This window comes from Apilactobacillus zhangqiuensis, from assembly GCF_019656215.1.
Lineage (GTDB): Bacteria > Bacillota > Bacilli > Lactobacillales > Lactobacillaceae > Apilactobacillus > Apilactobacillus zhangqiuensis.
Map to the genome: position 1 here is coordinate 209293 of NZ_BPLK01000005.1, position 15901 is coordinate 225193.

Here is a 15901-nt window from a genome sequence, read left to right on the forward strand (position 1 = left end):
TGATGTCAAAAAGTATTAGTAATGAAAATATCCAAAAGTATCATAACGATTTATTAGATCGTAAAGAAGCTAAGGTAATGCAAAGAGCCGTAAGCCATAATGGTATTAACTCTTCAGCTGCCAACTTCGAAGCGGAAGGTAACATGAAACCAAACTTCTCAATTGAAATCGATACTGGTGAAGTTGCCAACCAAAAACATAGTGGCCGTTGCTGGATTTTCGCAGCGCTAAATACTATGCGTCATAACCTAGCTAAAAACTTTAACTTATCTGGTGATTTTGAATTATCACAAATCTACACTACTTTCTGGGATAAGTTTGAAAAATGTAACTGGTTCTTGGAAAACATCATCAAAACCGCAGATGAACCTTTAACTTCACGCCGTGTTTCATGGCTATTAGATTCACCACAACAAGATGGTGGTCAATGGGACATGTTATGTGCAGTAATCGAAAAATATGGCGTTGTTCCTCAATCAGCAATGGTTGAAACAGCCGTAAGTAATGACACTTCAGAATTAAATGCCGTATTAAACCAAAAATTAAGAATGGATGCTATTCAACTACGTGAATTAGCTTCACAAAATAGTTCAGACATCGAAAAAGTAAAGGACGAAATGTTAAGTGAAATTTATCGTGTCCTAGTTTACTCATTCGGTGAACCAGTTTCAGAATTTAACTTTGAATACCGCGATGAAAAGAACGAATACCACATCGATACTGATTTAACTCCAAAGAAGTTCTTTGATAAATACGTAAACTTAAACCTAGAAGATTACGTTTCAATCATTAACTCCCCTACTTTGGACAAGCCATACGAAAAAACTTACACCGTTGATATGTTAGGTAACGTTATCGATGGTCGCCAAGTAAAACATTTAAACCTTGAAATGGATCGTCTAGAAGAACTAACCATCACCCAACTAAAGAACGGTGAAAGCGTTTGGTTCGGAAGCGATGTTTCAAAGGAATCAGACCGTAAAAAAGGTATCATGGACGACAACCTATACTCAAAGGATGAATTATTCGACATTGATCTATTAATGAGTAAGGACGAACAATTAGATTACCATCAAAGTGTTATGAACCACGCCATGGTTATCACCGGTGTTGATATCGTTGATGGTCAACCAACTAAGTGGAAGGTTGAAAACTCTTGGGGTAACCAAGTTGGTTCAAAGGGTTACTTTGTTATGAGTGAATCATGGTTCAGACGATTCACTTACCAAGTTGTTATCAACAAGAAGTACTTATCAGAAGAAGATAAGAAGAATCAAGAACAAGACCCTGTTGTATTAGATCCATGGGATCCAATGGGAACACTTGCATTTAACGAAAAATAATCTAAAAAAAGAGCTGATAATTTATCAGCTCTTTTTATATTGTCTTTTTACTAATTACATTCAACTTATCATCGAAATGATAAATGATGGGTTTCCCGTTTGGAACTTCCACTCCATCAATGTCATCATCACTAATATTATCTAAATACTTAATTAAAGCCCGAAGCGTTGAACCATGAGCAACCACTAACTCATTTTGTCCATCCAATAGTTTAGGTGCAATTGAGTCTTGCCAGTATGGCATCAATCTTTCATAGGCCATCTTTAGACTTTCACCACGAGGTTCAATTACCCCAATCTTTTCGTATTTATACTCTTCATCGGGTTGATCCAGTAGTGGTGGGACCGTTGTATAGCTTCGTCTGAATTCAGCGAACTTTTCCGGTCCATATTGTAACTTAACGTCATCTTTCTTGCGGCCGCGCAACGCCCCATAATGACGTTCATTTAGTCGCCATGACTTTGTCTCTTGAATATATTGTTGGTTAATTTCACTTAACACAATATGCAACGTTTCAATTGCGCGTTTTAAAAACGAAGTATGAGCATGATCAAAATCAATTTCCAATTGATTAATCTTTTTACCAGCATCATGAGCTTGTTGTATCCCTTTCTCAGTCAAGGAAACATCGCTCCAACCAGTAAAGACATTCTTTTCGTTGGCAACACTTTGACCATGACGCATGATTACTAAATACGACATATTATCATCTCTTTTTATTCTTCTAATGCAGCATTCTTTTGTTCCATTTGACTACCAATAAACGTAATCACTGAACCGATTAGAATGATTACAATTCCAATCCAAGTATTAATTGCAATCTTTTCACCTAACAAGATCATTGCCAAGATTGGTGCTAAACCTGGCTTTATGAAAAATACAATTGAAGCAATTGATACCCCTGCTCTTTCCATGGCAAGGAAGTAGAATGCAAATCCACCACCTGTAACGCAGACACAGATAAATAATAGAATCCAGAAGTAATTCATGGAAATATTATGAATGATTGGTGTGTTAGCAAATGGTTTTAACCATTCTACCTTATTCATGTAGTTAGCAACAGCAGAAATATTTGTAATCGATACTAAAATTAATAGTTCAACAGATCCGGCTAGAAATGTGTAGCAAGTTGTTGCTAGTCCATTTTGACCGGTAACTTGTGAACCCCATCTGGATACAATGCTGTAAAGACCAAATGTTAGTGCTGAACCCAATGCTAGAGAAATTCCCAATGGGTTAGTAAGGTTGGCCGGATTAACTATAATTAGCAATCCGATAATAGAAAGAACTAAGGAAATAAATCCTAGTCGACTAATCTTTTCTCTTAGAATAAAGAAAGCGAATAGTAATGCAAATACTGGATTACAACTAAATAGCACCGCTACAGTTGATGCTTCATCATACATGATAGCTAATTGGAATAGCGTCATGCTGACTACCACACATAAAAATCCAGTTAATAAGAAGACACCTAAACTTTTCCATTTACTCGTCAAAAATGTTTGCTTTCCATTCTTCATCACGATTGGAATTAATACTAATCCCCCAATGAAAAATCGAATTAAGTTCAATTGGATTGGACTAAAAACTCCTTGAACACTTTTTAGTGCAATTTCCATTGAACTAAACATAAACGTGGAAATTAAAACATACAGAAAAGTCTTTTTCAACTTTAAACGCGCTCCTTTAAATTTACAAATTATAAAAAACTTGATACACTACAAGCTTAAAGTTCATGTTGTGATGTTTTTTACATTAACATCAGAATTATATCATATCCCCGTGCCTTATTAAAAATGTAACAGAAATATTACAATTTATTACATATTTAGTAAGTATTATTCTTTTTCAAAAAATAAGTTTATAATAAAAGTTATATTTACGTATCTTGATTATAGGTAGTATAATGGGGAAATTCAGAATAAAGGAGCTATTTTTGATTTATGCAAAACAATAATCAAAACATCGATGGAGCTTCCAGAACTAGAGGAAACCAACCTCACTTCAAAAAGAAGAAGAAAAGTCATAAGGGTGCTTGGATCACACTTATTATCTTATTAGTTCTAATAGTTACTGGATTAATCATTGCTCATGGTGTTTATGTCAACATGAAGAATGCTGCGGATAAGGCTTATCAACCAGGTTTATCCACAAAAGAAAGAAACGTATCTAGCATTATTGCTCAAAACAAACCTGTTTCAATCTTACTTCTAGGTACTGATACTGGTGCCCTAGGACGTCACGATACAGGTAGAACTGATACAATGATTCTAGCTACTGTTAATCCTAAAAAGGAAACAATTTATCTAACAAGTATCCCTCGTGATACTAAGGTAACTGTTCCTGGAGATTCACAACCTTATGAAAAGATTAATGCTGCATATACTATTGGTGGTGCTTCAAGTGCCGTACAAACCGTACAAAACTTGTTAAACGTTCCAGTTGACTTCTATGCAATCATTAACATGGGTGGTCTAGAAAAGATGGTTAACGCTGTTGGTGGTGTTACCGTTACTCCTCCTTTAACTTTCCATTATGGAGCTGCGAATGTTACTAAGGGTAAGACAGTTACACTTAATGGTGCCCAAGCTCTTGCCTACTCAAGAATGAGACATCAAGATCCAAGTGGTGACTACGGTCGTCAAGTAAGACAAAGACAAGTACTACAAAAGCTTGTTCTTAAAGGTATGAACATTTCTTCATTACCAAGATACAAGGAAATCCTAAGTTCAATCTCAGGTAACCTTAAGACTGACATGAAGTTTGATGACATGGTTGCTTTACGTGAAAGATACGGAAACGCAACTCATCACATCAAGTCACAAACTCTTCAAGGTCAAACTGCTGTTGTCGATGGTATTGATTACGAAGTACCAACCCAAGAAACTCTTCTAAACATTTCAAACTCAATTAGACAAAGCCTTGGATTAAGCAAACTTACTTCATTAAATCAAACACAAAGCCAAACTAGTGACTACAGTGTTGGATCCAGCGTAATGAGTAGTTCTTCAACTCAAATCAATTACTCAACTGATAACTAAAACAAAGGACTCTGGTTAAACCAGAGTCTTTTTTATATCCCCCTATTTTTCAAAAAAACGATGACAAAGAAAAAGGAGACATCCAAAATGGATGTCTCCTTTTAAGTAGTTGGGCTAGCTGGGTTCGAACCAGCGCATCACGGGATCAAAACCCGTTGCCTTACCACTTGGCTATAGCCCAATAAAAGGGCGGTAGGTGGGAATCGAACCCACGCGTGTCGGAACCACAATCCGATGTGTTAACCACTTCACCACTACCGCCATATTATTATATGTGATAATGATTTCTCATTAATGCGGCCAAGAAGACTCGAACTTCCACCGGGAATATTCCCGACAAGATCCTTAATCTTGCGCGTCTGCCAATTCCGCCATGGCCGCAATAAAAAATCACAAATATTATTATATGTGATTTTCCCCTACTTTGCAATAGGTGTTTTAAATTTTTTTATTCACCGCGTACAGTTGCTCCATCGTGATCAACCTTAATCAATCTCATGACCCCATGGAGTTTTTCGACGTTTAATCTATCACGTAATTGATTTAGTTCTGATTCTGTTCCAAAGGTAATCACACAACGATGTGATTGATTTAAGAAAGTACCATAAATACCTAGTTCATGAGCTTGTTTTCTGATGGTTTCAAGTTCTGGCACTACTTCATAGATATTATCAGTATAAATAGCGTCATTTTCCATCATTTCAGTGGCTTTAGTCCATTCATTGCTCATTAGTGATGCTACTAACACATTAGTGGCACTGCTGGCTTTTACGGCGTCTACAGAGCTAACTTGGTTCTTATAAATAGCCTTATCACTACCGTCATCCTTAGTTAGGTATACTAACGCATTAATTACTTCTGGAATTTGGGTTTTAACTGTTGTGGCCATTTCGCCGTTAAAGTAAGAAACGGTGATATCACCTAATAGTGCAGATGCTATACCATCAGCATGCCCTTCAATCTTACTACCAATGTTAATTTCATCGTCTAATGAAAGATCCAATTCACCCAATGCATTAGCAATCTTGATTCCAGCAACAATCGCTGTAGTACTTGAACCTAGCCCTCTTCCGATTGGTACGTCAGACATAACAGTCAATTGATGAGGCTTAATTGTTGGATCAATTTTTAAAATGGTTTGAACGATGATGTTATTTTCATCATTTGGTACGTCGTCACCTAGTGCATGGTTTACTTGCCAGTGTTGCATTTCTTCTTCAACAATGACGGTGTAATATAAACCAAATGCAATTCCGATTGAATTAATTCCTGCTCCGATTCCTGTTGATGTAGCAGGTACTCGAATAATTATTTTTTTATCCAAACTAATCATCTCCAGTGTCTAGTTTTAATTTCCCTCGACATTTTCCACATACATACTTATGGGTGTCAATTTTACGCTTACGACGATATATTTGTCCACAATGTGTACAAATATATTTCAACGGACGTTTGTCCACAGGTGCTGGTGCAAATCTTGAACCACCCACTGTCTTCAATAATCGTTTAAAGGCCAAGGTGTTATGTTTTCCAGAATACCCAGCTAGGTGTAGATGATAATGGCAAAGCTCGTGCTTAATCACACCTACTAATATTTCCATTGAATGTTCTGTTAACATCTTAGGATTGATATCGATATCGTGACTGGAAACATGGTATCTACCACCGGTGGTTCTTAAACGACTGTTAAAATAAGCGCGGTGCTTAAATGGTTTAGCAAAAGATTTCTGTGAAATCTTTTCCACCAAAGCTTGTAATTCTTGATTATTCATTTAAATTTTATCACTTCTCCGGATTAATCATTGTTAGTTGAATCCGATTTCTCTTAAGATCTACAGACAATACCCAAACATCAACGATGTCTCCCACAGAAACAATGCTACTTGGGTCAGAAATGAATTGGTCACTCATTTGAGAGATGTGAACAAGTCCATCTTGTTTTACCCCAACGTCGACGAATGCACCAAAGTCAATTACGTTTCTAACCGTTCCTTGAAGTTGCATCCCTTCTTTTAGGTCCTCAATCCTTAGTACATCTTGTTTTAGGACTGGTGTTGGCATGTTATCACGGAAGTCTCTACCAGGACGTTTTAATCCATCAATGATATCCGAAACGGTTTGCTTTCCATAACCATTATTGTTAATAAACTTATCAACATCAAATGTGGATAACGCTTGGTTAATTTCTTTTGTTCCCAATGAATCTAAACCTAAATTCAATTCATTCACAATTTGGTTAGCAATCTTGTAACTTTCCGGATGAATATCGGTATTATCCAATGGGTTGCTACCATCTAAAATTCTTAGGAAACCAATGGCTTGTTCATAGGTCTTTTGTCCTAATCTAGGTACCTTCGATAAGGATTGACGAGTCTTGTATTCACCATTTTCATTTCTGAACTTAACAACATTTTTCGCGGTAGTTTTAGTCATCCCTGAAATGTGAGTTAGTAGTTCTGGACTGGCAGTATTGACGTTTACACCAACTTTATTAACAGCAGTTTCTACAACTCGATCCAATTGGGCATCTAATTGTTTAGCGGGCAAATCGTGTTGATATTGACCAACCCCGACTGACTTAGGATCAATCTTAATTAATTCAGCTAATGGGTCTTGAAGACGTCTTCCGATACTGACTGCAGAACGTTCTTCAACGTGAAAGTCAGGAAATTCATCACGAGCATTTTGACTTGCAGAATATACGGAAGCTCCGGCTTCATTAACAATTACGTAATATACCGGTAGATTATTTTCTTTAATTAATTCTGAAACAAATTGTTCTGATTCACGACTTGCTGTTCCATTTCCAATGGCAATCATTTCAGCATTGTTTTTCTTAATGAAATCAACCAGTTGTTTCTTAGCTTGTTGACGTTTGGCTTCACTGGCTGGTTTGTGTGGATAAATCACTAACTTGTCCAAGAATTTACCATTATCATCAATCGCTGCTAGCTTACATCCGGTACGGTAAGCTGGATCAAATCCAATTACGACCTTACCTTTGATAGGTGCTTGCATTAATAGGTTATACAAGTTGCGACCGAAGATATTAATAGCGTGTTCATCAGCTTCTTCAGTTAATTCATTTCTGATTTCACGATCAATTGCTGGTTTCATAAAACGAGCATATGCATCTTCATAAGCATCCTTCACAAATTCAGCGGACTTACCATTACGCTTACGGTTAGTTTCCGCTTGCAAGAACTTGTAGATGACATTGGTATTAACATCAATGCTGACTGTTAATACCTTTTCTTTTTCACCACGATTTAACGCTAGAACACGGTGGTTCTTCAATTGGTTAATCGGTTGTGAAAAGTCATAGTAATCATCATAAACGTGCTTTTCGTCTTTTTCATCAGCATCTTTTTTGGCCTTGCTGGCAATTTGACCATGCTTCTGGGTATCTTCTCGTATCCATTCTCTTAGATGGGCATCGTTTCCAATGTCTTCTGCTAGAATTTCATGAACACCGTTTAACACATCTTCAACGTTGTTTAATTCTTTTTCTGCATCCACGTAGTCTTTTGCCTTATTCACAAAGGAATCGTCATTAGCTAAAACTAGTTTTGCCAATGGTTCCAATCCTTGTTCTCTAGCAATCATTGCCTTGGTCTTCTTCTTTTTCTTGTATGGTAGGTACAAGTCCTCGACTCTTTGCATGGATTCGGCTTTTTGAATGTCAGCCTTTAATTTGTCAGTTAGTTTGCCTTGTTCATCAATTAAACGAAGAACTTCTTCCTTGCGATTTTCCAAGTTTGTAATCTTAGTGTTGGTATCAGCAATTTCTCTGATTTGCACTTCATCCAAACTACCTGTACGTTCCTTACGATATCTGGCAATAAAAGGAACTGTATTGCCATCTTCTAACATGGAAATCACGGCTATGATTTGTTTTTCAGAATAGCTGCCTAATTCTTTTCTAATTTTTTTAATGATTGATTGATCCAAATCGTTCATCTCATTTCTTATTTGGGTTTGTCTTTAATTATATCATTGCATTTTTAGATAAAAAAATAGTTGGTAACGTTTACCAACTATCTTTTATTTTATTACATTGACATCATAATTTTTTGAGCTGTCTTAAATACTCGTTCAATGCTATCTTGTTGTAGCTTACCAGCTTCGTTAAAAGCATCTGCTTCAATGGTGTCAGCTTTGATACTATCAACCATGTCTTGGCATCCCTTAACGTAGTCAGCATAAGCTTCCTTTAGGATTGAATGACGACCTAATTCCTTAGCAGGAACATCGACGTTATCAAGTTGTGATAAGAATTCTTTGTACTTATCAGTCCCCTTTTGGAAAGTATCCTTTGTGCTAGCTAAATCGATTGATGAGTAATCGTTGTTAGCAACAGCGTCTTCCAATGGATCATAATCATGACTCATTTCTTCACCAACCTTGTTAGTGTTAGTGATTAAATCTGATAAAAATGGTGCATAGATTGCCATCTTATTTTTCTTCATAATTAAAAAATTCCCTTCTTACTTCCAAAAGTCATCGTAAATAGTAATTGGTAGATGACGTTTATGTTCTGTTTTAATATACCAGTTTTCAATCTTTTCTGCAGCATCTTTTGAAACTTCTCTGCCTTCTAGGTAGTTATCGATGTCGTCGTAAGTTACGCCTAATGCAACTTCATCAGGTAAAGCTGGGCGATTATCTTCTAGGTCAGCAGTTGGAGTCTTTTCGTATAAGTGCTTAGGTGCATCTAATTCGGCTAACATGGCCTTTCCTTGGCGCTTGTCTAGACGCCATAGTGGAGTGATATCGGCAGCTCCGTCACCAAACTTAGTGTAAAAACCAGTTACGGCTTCGGCAGCATGATCGGTTCCTAAAACGGCACCGTGAGTTTGACCAGCGATTGCGTATTGGGCAATCATTCTTTGTCTTGCCTTGATGTTTCCTTTGTTAAAGTCAGAAATTTCCATCCCATCGGCTTCAACAGAAGCAACGGCATCATCAGCAGCTGGTTTGATATCCACACGAATGGTCTTATCAGCTTCGATGAAATCAATTGAATCCATTGCATCTGATTCATCAGCTTGAGTGCCATAAGGTAATCTAATGGCAATAAACTTATATTCATCATCATTAGTTTCTTCGCGCATTTCGTTAATGGCGATTTGTGCTAACTTACCAGTCAAAGTAGAATCTTGGCCTCCCGAAATTCCTAGAACTAAGGTCTTCAAGAATGTATTCTTCTTTAGGTAGCTCTTTAGGAAGTCAACACTTTTTCTGATTTCTTCTTTTGGATCAATTGATGGTTTTACCTTTAATGCATCAATGATTTCTGCTTGCTTTTCTCTCATTACAATTCACCCTTGTCTTGCTTATTTTTGATTTTATCGTGAACATCTTTGATAATGCTCATCTTGTTGTTCCAACATTTGGTTGATAAATCAACTGGATATTCTTGTGGGTTTAACTCACGTTTGTACTCAGGCCATAGTGATGACAATACATCTTCTGAATAACGTTTGATGTCGGCTAATTCTGGTTGTTCATAAACTAGTTCACCGTCTTTGTAGATATCCTTTAGTAAAGGTCTAGCATCAAAATCAGTCAATGTCTTGTTAATGTATGTGTATTGAGGATGGAACATGTATAGACTATCATCATCATTTGGATTTTCGTCATCCAATGTGATGTAGTCTCCTTCTGATTTACCATCTTCTCTTTCAGTAATTCTCCATACCTGTTTCTTACCAGGTGTAGATACCTTTTCAGCATTGTTAGATAACTTAATGGTATCAACCATTTCACCGTCATCATTTTCAACGGATACCATCTTATAAACAGCACCTAGTGCTGGTTGATCGAATGCTGTAATTAGTTTGGTACCAATTCCCCAAACATCAATTTTAGCATCTTGCATCTTCAAACTAGTGATGGTCTTTTCATCCAAGTCGTTTGAGGCAAAAATCTTGGCATCTGGATATCCAGCATCATCTAGCATTTCACGGACACGTTTTGATAGGTATGCCATATCACCAGAATCGATACGAACACCAGCAAAATGAATCTTGTCACCCATTTCATTGGCAACCTTGATGGCGTTAGGAACACCACTCTTTAAGGTATCAAATGTGTCGACTAGGAAAACACATTCACGATGACTTTGTGCATAAGCCTTAAACGCTTTGTAATCATCTTGGAATAGTTCAACTAATGAATGCGCATGAGTCCCACTGATTGGAATGTTGAAGTTCTTACCTGCTAAAACATTTGATGTGGCATTAAATCCACCAATGTATGCAGCTCTGGTTCCCCAGATGGCCGCAGCAGTTTCTTGAGCACGACGGCTACCAAATTCTAGTAATGGATCATCCCCTGCTGCCATTCTAATTCTAGCAGCCTTGGTAGCAATCAGTGTTTGATAGTTAACGATGTTTAAGATTGCTGTTTCAATCAATTGGCATTCACAAACATTTCCTTCAACTTGAATCATTGGTTCGTTATTGAATACCAATTCACCTTCGACCAAAGAACGGATTGATCCAGTAAATTTGAAGTTACGTAGATATTCCAAAAATTCTTCGGTATATTCGTCTTGAGAACGTAAGAACTCAATATCATCATCAGTAAAGTTGATATCTTTAATATAATTAATTACTTTTTCCAAACCAGCAAAAATGGCGAAACCATTTTCGAATGGCATTTTTCTAAAGTAAACTTCGAATACAGCTCGACGATTTTGCAAACCTGCTTGGAAGTAAGTTTGCATCATATTGATTTCATATGCATCAGTATGTAATGTTAAATTATCAAATTCATTTGACATTTTTTATGAAATCCTCCTAATACTTGTCGCATTTTATTGTCTTTTATTTTATCATTAATTAAAGAAATAATCATAATAATTTATTTGAAGGTATTGCAATGGAAAATAAAACTGTTAATATTTTAGGTTTTGATTTTTTAAACAGTTCGTTCAATGATTTCATGGAAAATACCAAGCAAAGGATCGACAATCGCGAAAATACCTTTGTCGTAACTGCCAATCCCGAAATCGTTGTTCATGCTTTAAACAATCAAAAATACACTGAAACAATTAAGAAATCAGACTACCTGGTTGCTGATGGAATTGGTATCGTGATGGGAGCCAATATCTTAGGTTCTGACATGTCAGAACGAATTACCGGCTACGACATCCTATTGGACTTATTGGCCTGGGGTAATCAAAATCATAAATCTGCATACTTTTTAGGTGCTAAACCAGAAGTAATCGCTGATTTGAAAACGATTATACCGCAAAAATACCCAGATTTAATCGTTTCTGGCTACCATGACGGGTATTTTACCGATAGTGATGAAATTGCCACTGAAATCAAGCAAAATAAGCCTGATATGGTATTTGTTGCCTTAGGTTTCCCTAAGCAAGAGTACTTCATTGAAAAACATCGCCATGTTAACGATGGATTATGGATTGGACTTGGTGGTAGCTTTGATGTTTTATCAGGTCACGTACAACGTGCACCACAATTTTGGATCAATCATCACATTGAATGGTTATATCGTTTAATCAAGGAACCTACTCGTTTCAAACGCATGTTAGCATTGCCTAAGTTCATTCGTTTGGTAAAGAAACAAAAGAAAAATAAAAAAGTACATCGACTTTAGTCGAATGTACTTTTTTTACTATCTAGATAAAATTCGAATCTTTCGCCCACGTATTGGGTACGGACGTATTCAAATGGTTGGCCATTTTGTAGTGATGTCACCTGTCTTAATAACAGAATGGCATCCCCTTTTTTAATGTCTAAGTATTCAGCAATTCTTTCAGATGCAAGTGTTGCTGATATGTTTTGTCTTGATACTTTCGGTACTAGGTTCTTCTTTTCTTTCAATGATGCATAGAATGAATCGGTTACATCGTCTTTACTTAACCCATCAATAATCTTTTCGGGAACTGTCGCGATTTCAAAACAAATTGGTACGCCATCACCGTAACGAATACGTTCCATTCTCAATACCTTGTCGTTTTGAGAAATGTTTAATTTTTCAATTTCACTTAGTGATGGTTCTAGTGTGTGATACGAAATGGTCTTGCTAGCAGGAAGTTTGCCTTGAGCCAACATGATGTCAGTAAAACTAGTAACCCCCGACATCTTTTCTTGAACCTTTTCATTGGAAACGTATGTACCTGAACCAACGCGTTGATCCAAGATACCCTCATCAACAAGTGTTTGAATTGCTTGTCTTAAGGTCATTCGACTAACGTTGAATTCGGTCGATAGTTGTCTTTCTGAAGGAATTCGACTACCTAATTTCCATTTTCCCTCTTCGATATTCTTTTTAATTTCATTATGAATTTGGATATAAATTGGCAAAGCCATTATTTCACTATCCCTTCATTACTATTCTTGTGTTGCATCGAAACAATCGATTACGGACTTTTCAAAGCCACTCTTCTTCAATGCTAATAATCCCTTGATAGTTCCGCCCGCTGGGGAACAAACATCGTCGATTAAATCAGTTGGTGACTTATCTGATTTTTCAATCATCTTCATAGAACCTAGAATGGCTTGTACTGCCAATTGAGTTGCTGTTTGCTTATCTAGTCCGTGATTAACTGCACTTCTACTAAAGATATCTGCAAATAAATATGCATAAGCTGGAGTACAGCCCATTAAAGAACCTGACACATCGAACTTGTCTTCGGGTACCTCAATCATCTTACCTAGTAATTCTAGATTCTTAACTGTATCTGTTAGTCTTTGATCGACTAGGTTTTCGTTGGCCTTGTAGATTAACATTCCTTCATTAACTTCGACGTTAACGTTTGGAATTAAACGAATAATTGGTTGATTGTAACTAGTTAATTCTTCTAGACGTTCCAAAGAAATTTGCCATGCAATTGAGGCAAGAATCTTACCATCTAGATTTTCTCTAATGTCCTTTAAGGCATCAACAACTTGTTTTGGACCAGTTGACAAAATAACCATGTCACTACTTTGTGCTACTTCTTGATTACTGTTACTGCAGTTAATACCTGTAGTATTTGCGAATTCTTGATATTTTTCTTTATGTGGAGCATGAACGAAAATATCACTAGCATTAACTTTGCCAGAATTGATATATCCTTTGATCATTGCCTTTGCCATTGCTCCAACACCAATAAAACCTATTTTCATAGCAACCTCCAGAACAAAAATGATGTGTTTATTATAACATAAAAAAAATGACTAACTATAAAAGTTAGTCATTTCAAGTAGTTGGGCTAGCTGGGTTCGAACCAGCGCATCACGGGATCAAAACCCGTTGCCTTACCACTTGGCTATAGCCCAATAAGAATGGAGGGGAGTGGATTCGAACCACCGAACCCGAAGGAGCGGATTTACAGTCCGCCGCGTTTAGCCAGACTTCGCTACCCCTCCGAAAAGATATAAAATGTAATCAACAAGAAATATGATATCAAAATCATAGGTGCTTGTCAATGACTTTTTTTACCTAATCGCAAGTGTTAAAACTGCGATGTGATTGGTATGTCTCAACCAATCAACAAATAATATAATATCGAAAATCGCGGTTTAAGTCAACACTTTTTAAGCACTTTTTTTAAATTTTCTACTGATGTGCAAATCACGTAGAACTTGGTGTAATAAGATTACCATAACAATTGATAAAACAATTCCAATGCTTCCTAGTACCAAGAAGTAGTTAACATTATCTACAGAGAAGTATTTAACTACTTGAGAGTTGATAGCTTGTCCAGTCGCTGCAGATAAGTACCATACCCCCATCATTTGTGAAAGGAAGTTCTTAGGAGCTAAACGGTATGTTACTGATAATCCAACAGGATAGATTAGCATTTCTCCTAAACAAACCATTCCAACTGTCGCAATGATCCATAATGGATTAACTTCACTACCAGCTAGGAATTTGATTGGTATAAATAGAATTAAACAACCAATACTTGCTAAAATCACACCTAATGGGAATGATTTTAAGGCATTACTTTCTTTATGATGCCAATACTTAGCGAATAATGGTGTAAATATCAATATAAATAATGGATTGATAGCTTGATACCATGTTCTTGAAATGTGAACGTGGAAATCACCATTATGAAAAATGCCTAGTAAGATAAAGAACAATATAATTACGGCTGTAAATGCTCTTAATAAGGCACTATTACTCTTTTTATGAACGAAGTAACCAATAATCAATGAAACAACGATAAAAAACGCTAAAACGGCGTATTTCCATACATAGAAATCGTTATCTGTACTACCACTGGCCATCATCGCTAAAACGATTGGTCCTTGTTCTTCTACTCCCCAGAAGAATGAAGCACAAATGAATAGGATAACGTACACTACCATTCCTTTTCTTTCTTTTTGAGAAGTATGATTACTGCTAATGATTACAAAGAAGTAAATGAATGGAATTACAATGGTGATGGCACTCAATAATGTAATGATATTTTCAAGATTCAATGCATCAAAAACATACATTAGTAGAAACACTAATGAGATTGAAACAACGAATAACATAACTCGATCAAGTAGTTTTCTAATTTCGTAGGGTTCAATTGGATTTAAGGTATAAATACTGTTGTTTTGGTTATAATCCTTGGTATGTCTTTCAAATATAGCAAGCCCGATTGCCATTGAAATTGCACCGATTAAAAATCCAAGATGGAAATTAACGTGCACACCAATATAACCGATAATGATTGGTGCTAAGAAAGCCCCAATATTAACTCCAGAAAGGAAAATGGTAAAACGATATGCTCTGGTGTTATACCGTTCATCATATAGGTTACCAACCATCGTTGTGATTGTTGGCTTTAATAATCCGGTCCCCACTGTTAAAAATACAAGAGATATAAATAACAACCAAATTGTATTATGGAGTGGAATCGTTAAGATTAACTGACCTAAAATAATTAAAACGGCACCCAGGGAAACGGTTCTCTTTCCCCCTAAAATCCTATCACTAATGTAACCTCCACAAGCAGCAGATAGGTAACTTAGTGATCCATAGATTGCAAACAATGATGCAGCTGTAGATGGCTTGAAACCAAGTCCACCCCTACTTAATGAATAGTACATGTAGTACAAAAGGATTGCTTGCATACCATAATAACTAAATCTTTCTAGAGACTCAGTCAAAGTTAATGAAATTAGACCCTTTGATTGATTATCGTTATCAATTTTATCCAATTAATACTCCTCCAAACAATTAAAAATCATAGCAACGGTAATTATACTCTCTGATTAAAATTTTATCAATTTTACCAAAATTTAATCCTTTGAAAATAAAAAAACTAGGACTTTAGATCCTAGTTAATTTATGCCGGCTGCAGGACTTGAACCTGTGACCGCCGGTTTACGATACCGATGCTCTACCAACTGAGCTAAGCCGGCAAGGTTATGTATATTTTAATATACAAGAAAGGTGCTAACAAATGTTAGCACCTTTTTATATACTCCGAATGTCAGACTCGAACTGACGACAACCTGATTAACAGTCAGGTGCTCTACCAACTGAGCTAATTCGGAATA

The 15901-nt window shown here is 36.4% G+C and carries 14 protein-coding genes and 7 tRNA genes; 3 read left to right on the forward strand and 18 right to left on the reverse strand.

Annotation, left to right across the window (positions count from 1 at the left end):
- The first annotated feature begins 2 nt into the window (after positions 1-2).
- Positions 3-1343 (forward strand): C1 family peptidase, encoded by a 1341-nt coding sequence (locus tag K5Q07_RS06455; protein WP_220730204.1) that lies wholly within the window; start codon positions 3-5, stop codon positions 1341-1343.
- Between the two features lie 34 nt (positions 1344-1377).
- Here K5Q07_RS06455 and K5Q07_RS06460 read toward each other — a convergent pair whose 3' ends face one another.
- Together K5Q07_RS06460 and K5Q07_RS06465 are read right to left on the reverse strand one after the other, a co-directional pair.
- On the reverse strand, positions 1378-2046 hold the full coding sequence (locus K5Q07_RS06460; protein ID WP_054606266.1) for a 2,3-bisphosphoglycerate-dependent phosphoglycerate mutase: 669 nt from the start codon (positions 2044-2046) through the stop codon (positions 1378-1380).
- A gap of 14 nt (positions 2047-2060) precedes the next feature.
- Positions 2061-3014: a DMT family transporter gene (locus tag K5Q07_RS06465; RefSeq protein ID WP_054606265.1), complete on the reverse strand. Its 954-nt coding sequence runs from the start codon at positions 3012-3014 to the stop codon at positions 2061-2063.
- A 273-nt stretch (positions 3015-3287) separates the two neighbouring features.
- Between K5Q07_RS06465 and K5Q07_RS06470 the strand changes: the two genes are divergently transcribed.
- Positions 3288-4385, forward strand: coding sequence for an LCP family protein (locus K5Q07_RS06470; RefSeq protein ID WP_220730205.1), 1098 nt, complete (start codon positions 3288-3290; stop codon positions 4383-4385).
- A 109-nt stretch (positions 4386-4494) separates the two neighbouring features.
- On the opposite strand, the gene K5Q07_RS06475 is transcribed toward K5Q07_RS06470, so the two are convergent.
- The 9 genes from K5Q07_RS06475 to K5Q07_RS06515 form a co-directional block, all read right to left on the reverse strand.
- Positions 4495-4566 (reverse strand) — tRNA-Gln (locus K5Q07_RS06475).
- A 7-nt stretch (positions 4567-4573) separates the two neighbouring features.
- Positions 4574-4646, reverse strand: a tRNA-His gene (locus K5Q07_RS06480).
- Between the two features lie 34 nt (positions 4647-4680).
- Positions 4681-4766, reverse strand: a tRNA-Leu gene (locus K5Q07_RS06485).
- Between the two features lie 67 nt (positions 4767-4833).
- Positions 4834-5709: a homoserine kinase gene (locus K5Q07_RS06490; RefSeq protein ID WP_251067650.1), complete on the reverse strand. Its 876-nt coding sequence runs from the start codon at positions 5707-5709 to the stop codon at positions 4834-4836.
- 1 nt (position 5710) lies between these two features.
- Positions 5711-6157 (reverse strand): SprT family protein, encoded by a 447-nt coding sequence (locus K5Q07_RS06495; protein WP_220730207.1) that lies wholly within the window; start codon positions 6155-6157, stop codon positions 5711-5713.
- 10 nt (positions 6158-6167) lie between these two features.
- Positions 6168-8336, reverse strand: a complete 2169-nt coding sequence (locus K5Q07_RS06500) for a Tex family protein (protein WP_220730208.1) — start codon at positions 8334-8336, stop codon at positions 6168-6170.
- A gap of 101 nt (positions 8337-8437) precedes the next feature.
- Positions 8438-8854: a hypothetical protein gene (locus K5Q07_RS06505; protein ID WP_054606260.1), complete on the reverse strand. Its 417-nt coding sequence runs from the start codon at positions 8852-8854 to the stop codon at positions 8438-8440.
- An 18-nt stretch (positions 8855-8872) separates the two neighbouring features.
- Positions 8873-9700, reverse strand: a complete 828-nt coding sequence (gene nadE, locus K5Q07_RS06510; RefSeq protein WP_220730209.1) for an NAD(+) synthase — start codon at positions 9698-9700, stop codon at positions 8873-8875.
- The gene (locus tag K5Q07_RS06515) at positions 9700-11172 is read right to left on the reverse strand and encodes a nicotinate phosphoribosyltransferase (RefSeq protein WP_220730210.1); all 1473 of its coding nucleotides are present in this window, start codon (positions 11170-11172) and stop codon (positions 9700-9702) included. Before K5Q07_RS06515 ends, nadE begins: the two co-directional genes overlap by 1 nt.
- Positions 11173-11270: 98 nt before the next feature.
- Between K5Q07_RS06515 and K5Q07_RS06520 the strand changes: the two genes are divergently transcribed.
- Positions 11271-12011, forward strand: a complete 741-nt coding sequence (locus K5Q07_RS06520) for a WecB/TagA/CpsF family glycosyltransferase (protein ID WP_220730211.1) — start codon at positions 11271-11273, stop codon at positions 12009-12011.
- Here K5Q07_RS06520 and K5Q07_RS06525 read toward each other — a convergent pair.
- From K5Q07_RS06525 to K5Q07_RS06555, 7 genes are all read right to left on the reverse strand, one after another.
- Complete coding sequence (locus tag K5Q07_RS06525) at positions 12008-12727, reverse strand: GntR family transcriptional regulator (protein ID WP_220730212.1); 720 nt, start codon at positions 12725-12727, stop codon at positions 12008-12010. The two genes, K5Q07_RS06520 and K5Q07_RS06525, sit on opposite strands and share 4 nt — an antisense overlap.
- A gap of 21 nt (positions 12728-12748) precedes the next feature.
- Positions 12749-13525, reverse strand: a complete 777-nt coding sequence (gene proC, locus K5Q07_RS06530; RefSeq protein WP_220730213.1) for a pyrroline-5-carboxylate reductase — start codon at positions 13523-13525, stop codon at positions 12749-12751.
- Between the two features lie 81 nt (positions 13526-13606).
- Positions 13607-13678, reverse strand: a tRNA-Gln gene (locus K5Q07_RS06535).
- Between the two features lie 7 nt (positions 13679-13685).
- Positions 13686-13768 (reverse strand) — tRNA-Tyr (locus K5Q07_RS06540).
- Positions 13769-13936: 168 nt separating this feature from the next.
- The gene (locus K5Q07_RS06545) at positions 13937-15559 is read right to left on the reverse strand and encodes a peptide MFS transporter (RefSeq protein WP_220730214.1); all 1623 of its coding nucleotides are present in this window, start codon (positions 15557-15559) and stop codon (positions 13937-13939) included.
- A 131-nt stretch (positions 15560-15690) separates the two neighbouring features.
- Positions 15691-15763 (reverse strand) — tRNA-Thr (locus K5Q07_RS06550).
- A gap of 62 nt (positions 15764-15825) precedes the next feature.
- Positions 15826-15898, reverse strand: a tRNA-Asn gene (locus tag K5Q07_RS06555).
- Between the last annotated feature and the right edge of the window lie 3 nt (positions 15899-15901).

Coding starts and splice junctions, on each gene's coding strand:
- K5Q07_RS06515 (WP_220730210.1), bottom strand. CDS start 11,172: ATGTCAAATGAATTTGATAATTTAACATTACATACTGATGCATATGAA.
- proC (WP_220730213.1), bottom strand. CDS start 13,525: ATGAAAATAGGTTTTATTGGTGTTGGAGCAATGGCAAAGGCAATGATC.
- nadE (WP_220730209.1), bottom strand. CDS start 9,700: ATGAGAGAAAAGCAAGCAGAAATCATTGATGCATTAAAGGTAAAACCA.
- K5Q07_RS06455 (WP_220730204.1), top strand. CDS start 3: ATGTCAAAAAGTATTAGTAATGAAAATATCCAAAAGTATCATAACGAT.
- K5Q07_RS06520 (WP_220730211.1), top strand. CDS start 11,271: ATGGAAAATAAAACTGTTAATATTTTAGGTTTTGATTTTTTAAACAGT.
- K5Q07_RS06495 (WP_220730207.1), bottom strand. CDS start 6,157: ATGAATAATCAAGAATTACAAGCTTTGGTGGAAAAGATTTCACAGAAA.
- K5Q07_RS06460 (WP_054606266.1), bottom strand. CDS start 2,046: ATGTCGTATTTAGTAATCATGCGTCATGGTCAAAGTGTTGCCAACGAA.
- K5Q07_RS06525 (WP_220730212.1), bottom strand. CDS start 12,727: ATGGCTTTGCCAATTTATATCCAAATTCATAATGAAATTAAAAAGAAT.
- K5Q07_RS06470 (WP_220730205.1), top strand. CDS start 3,288: ATGCAAAACAATAATCAAAACATCGATGGAGCTTCCAGAACTAGAGGA.
- K5Q07_RS06505 (WP_054606260.1), bottom strand. CDS start 8,854: ATGAAGAAAAATAAGATGGCAATCTATGCACCATTTTTATCAGATTTA.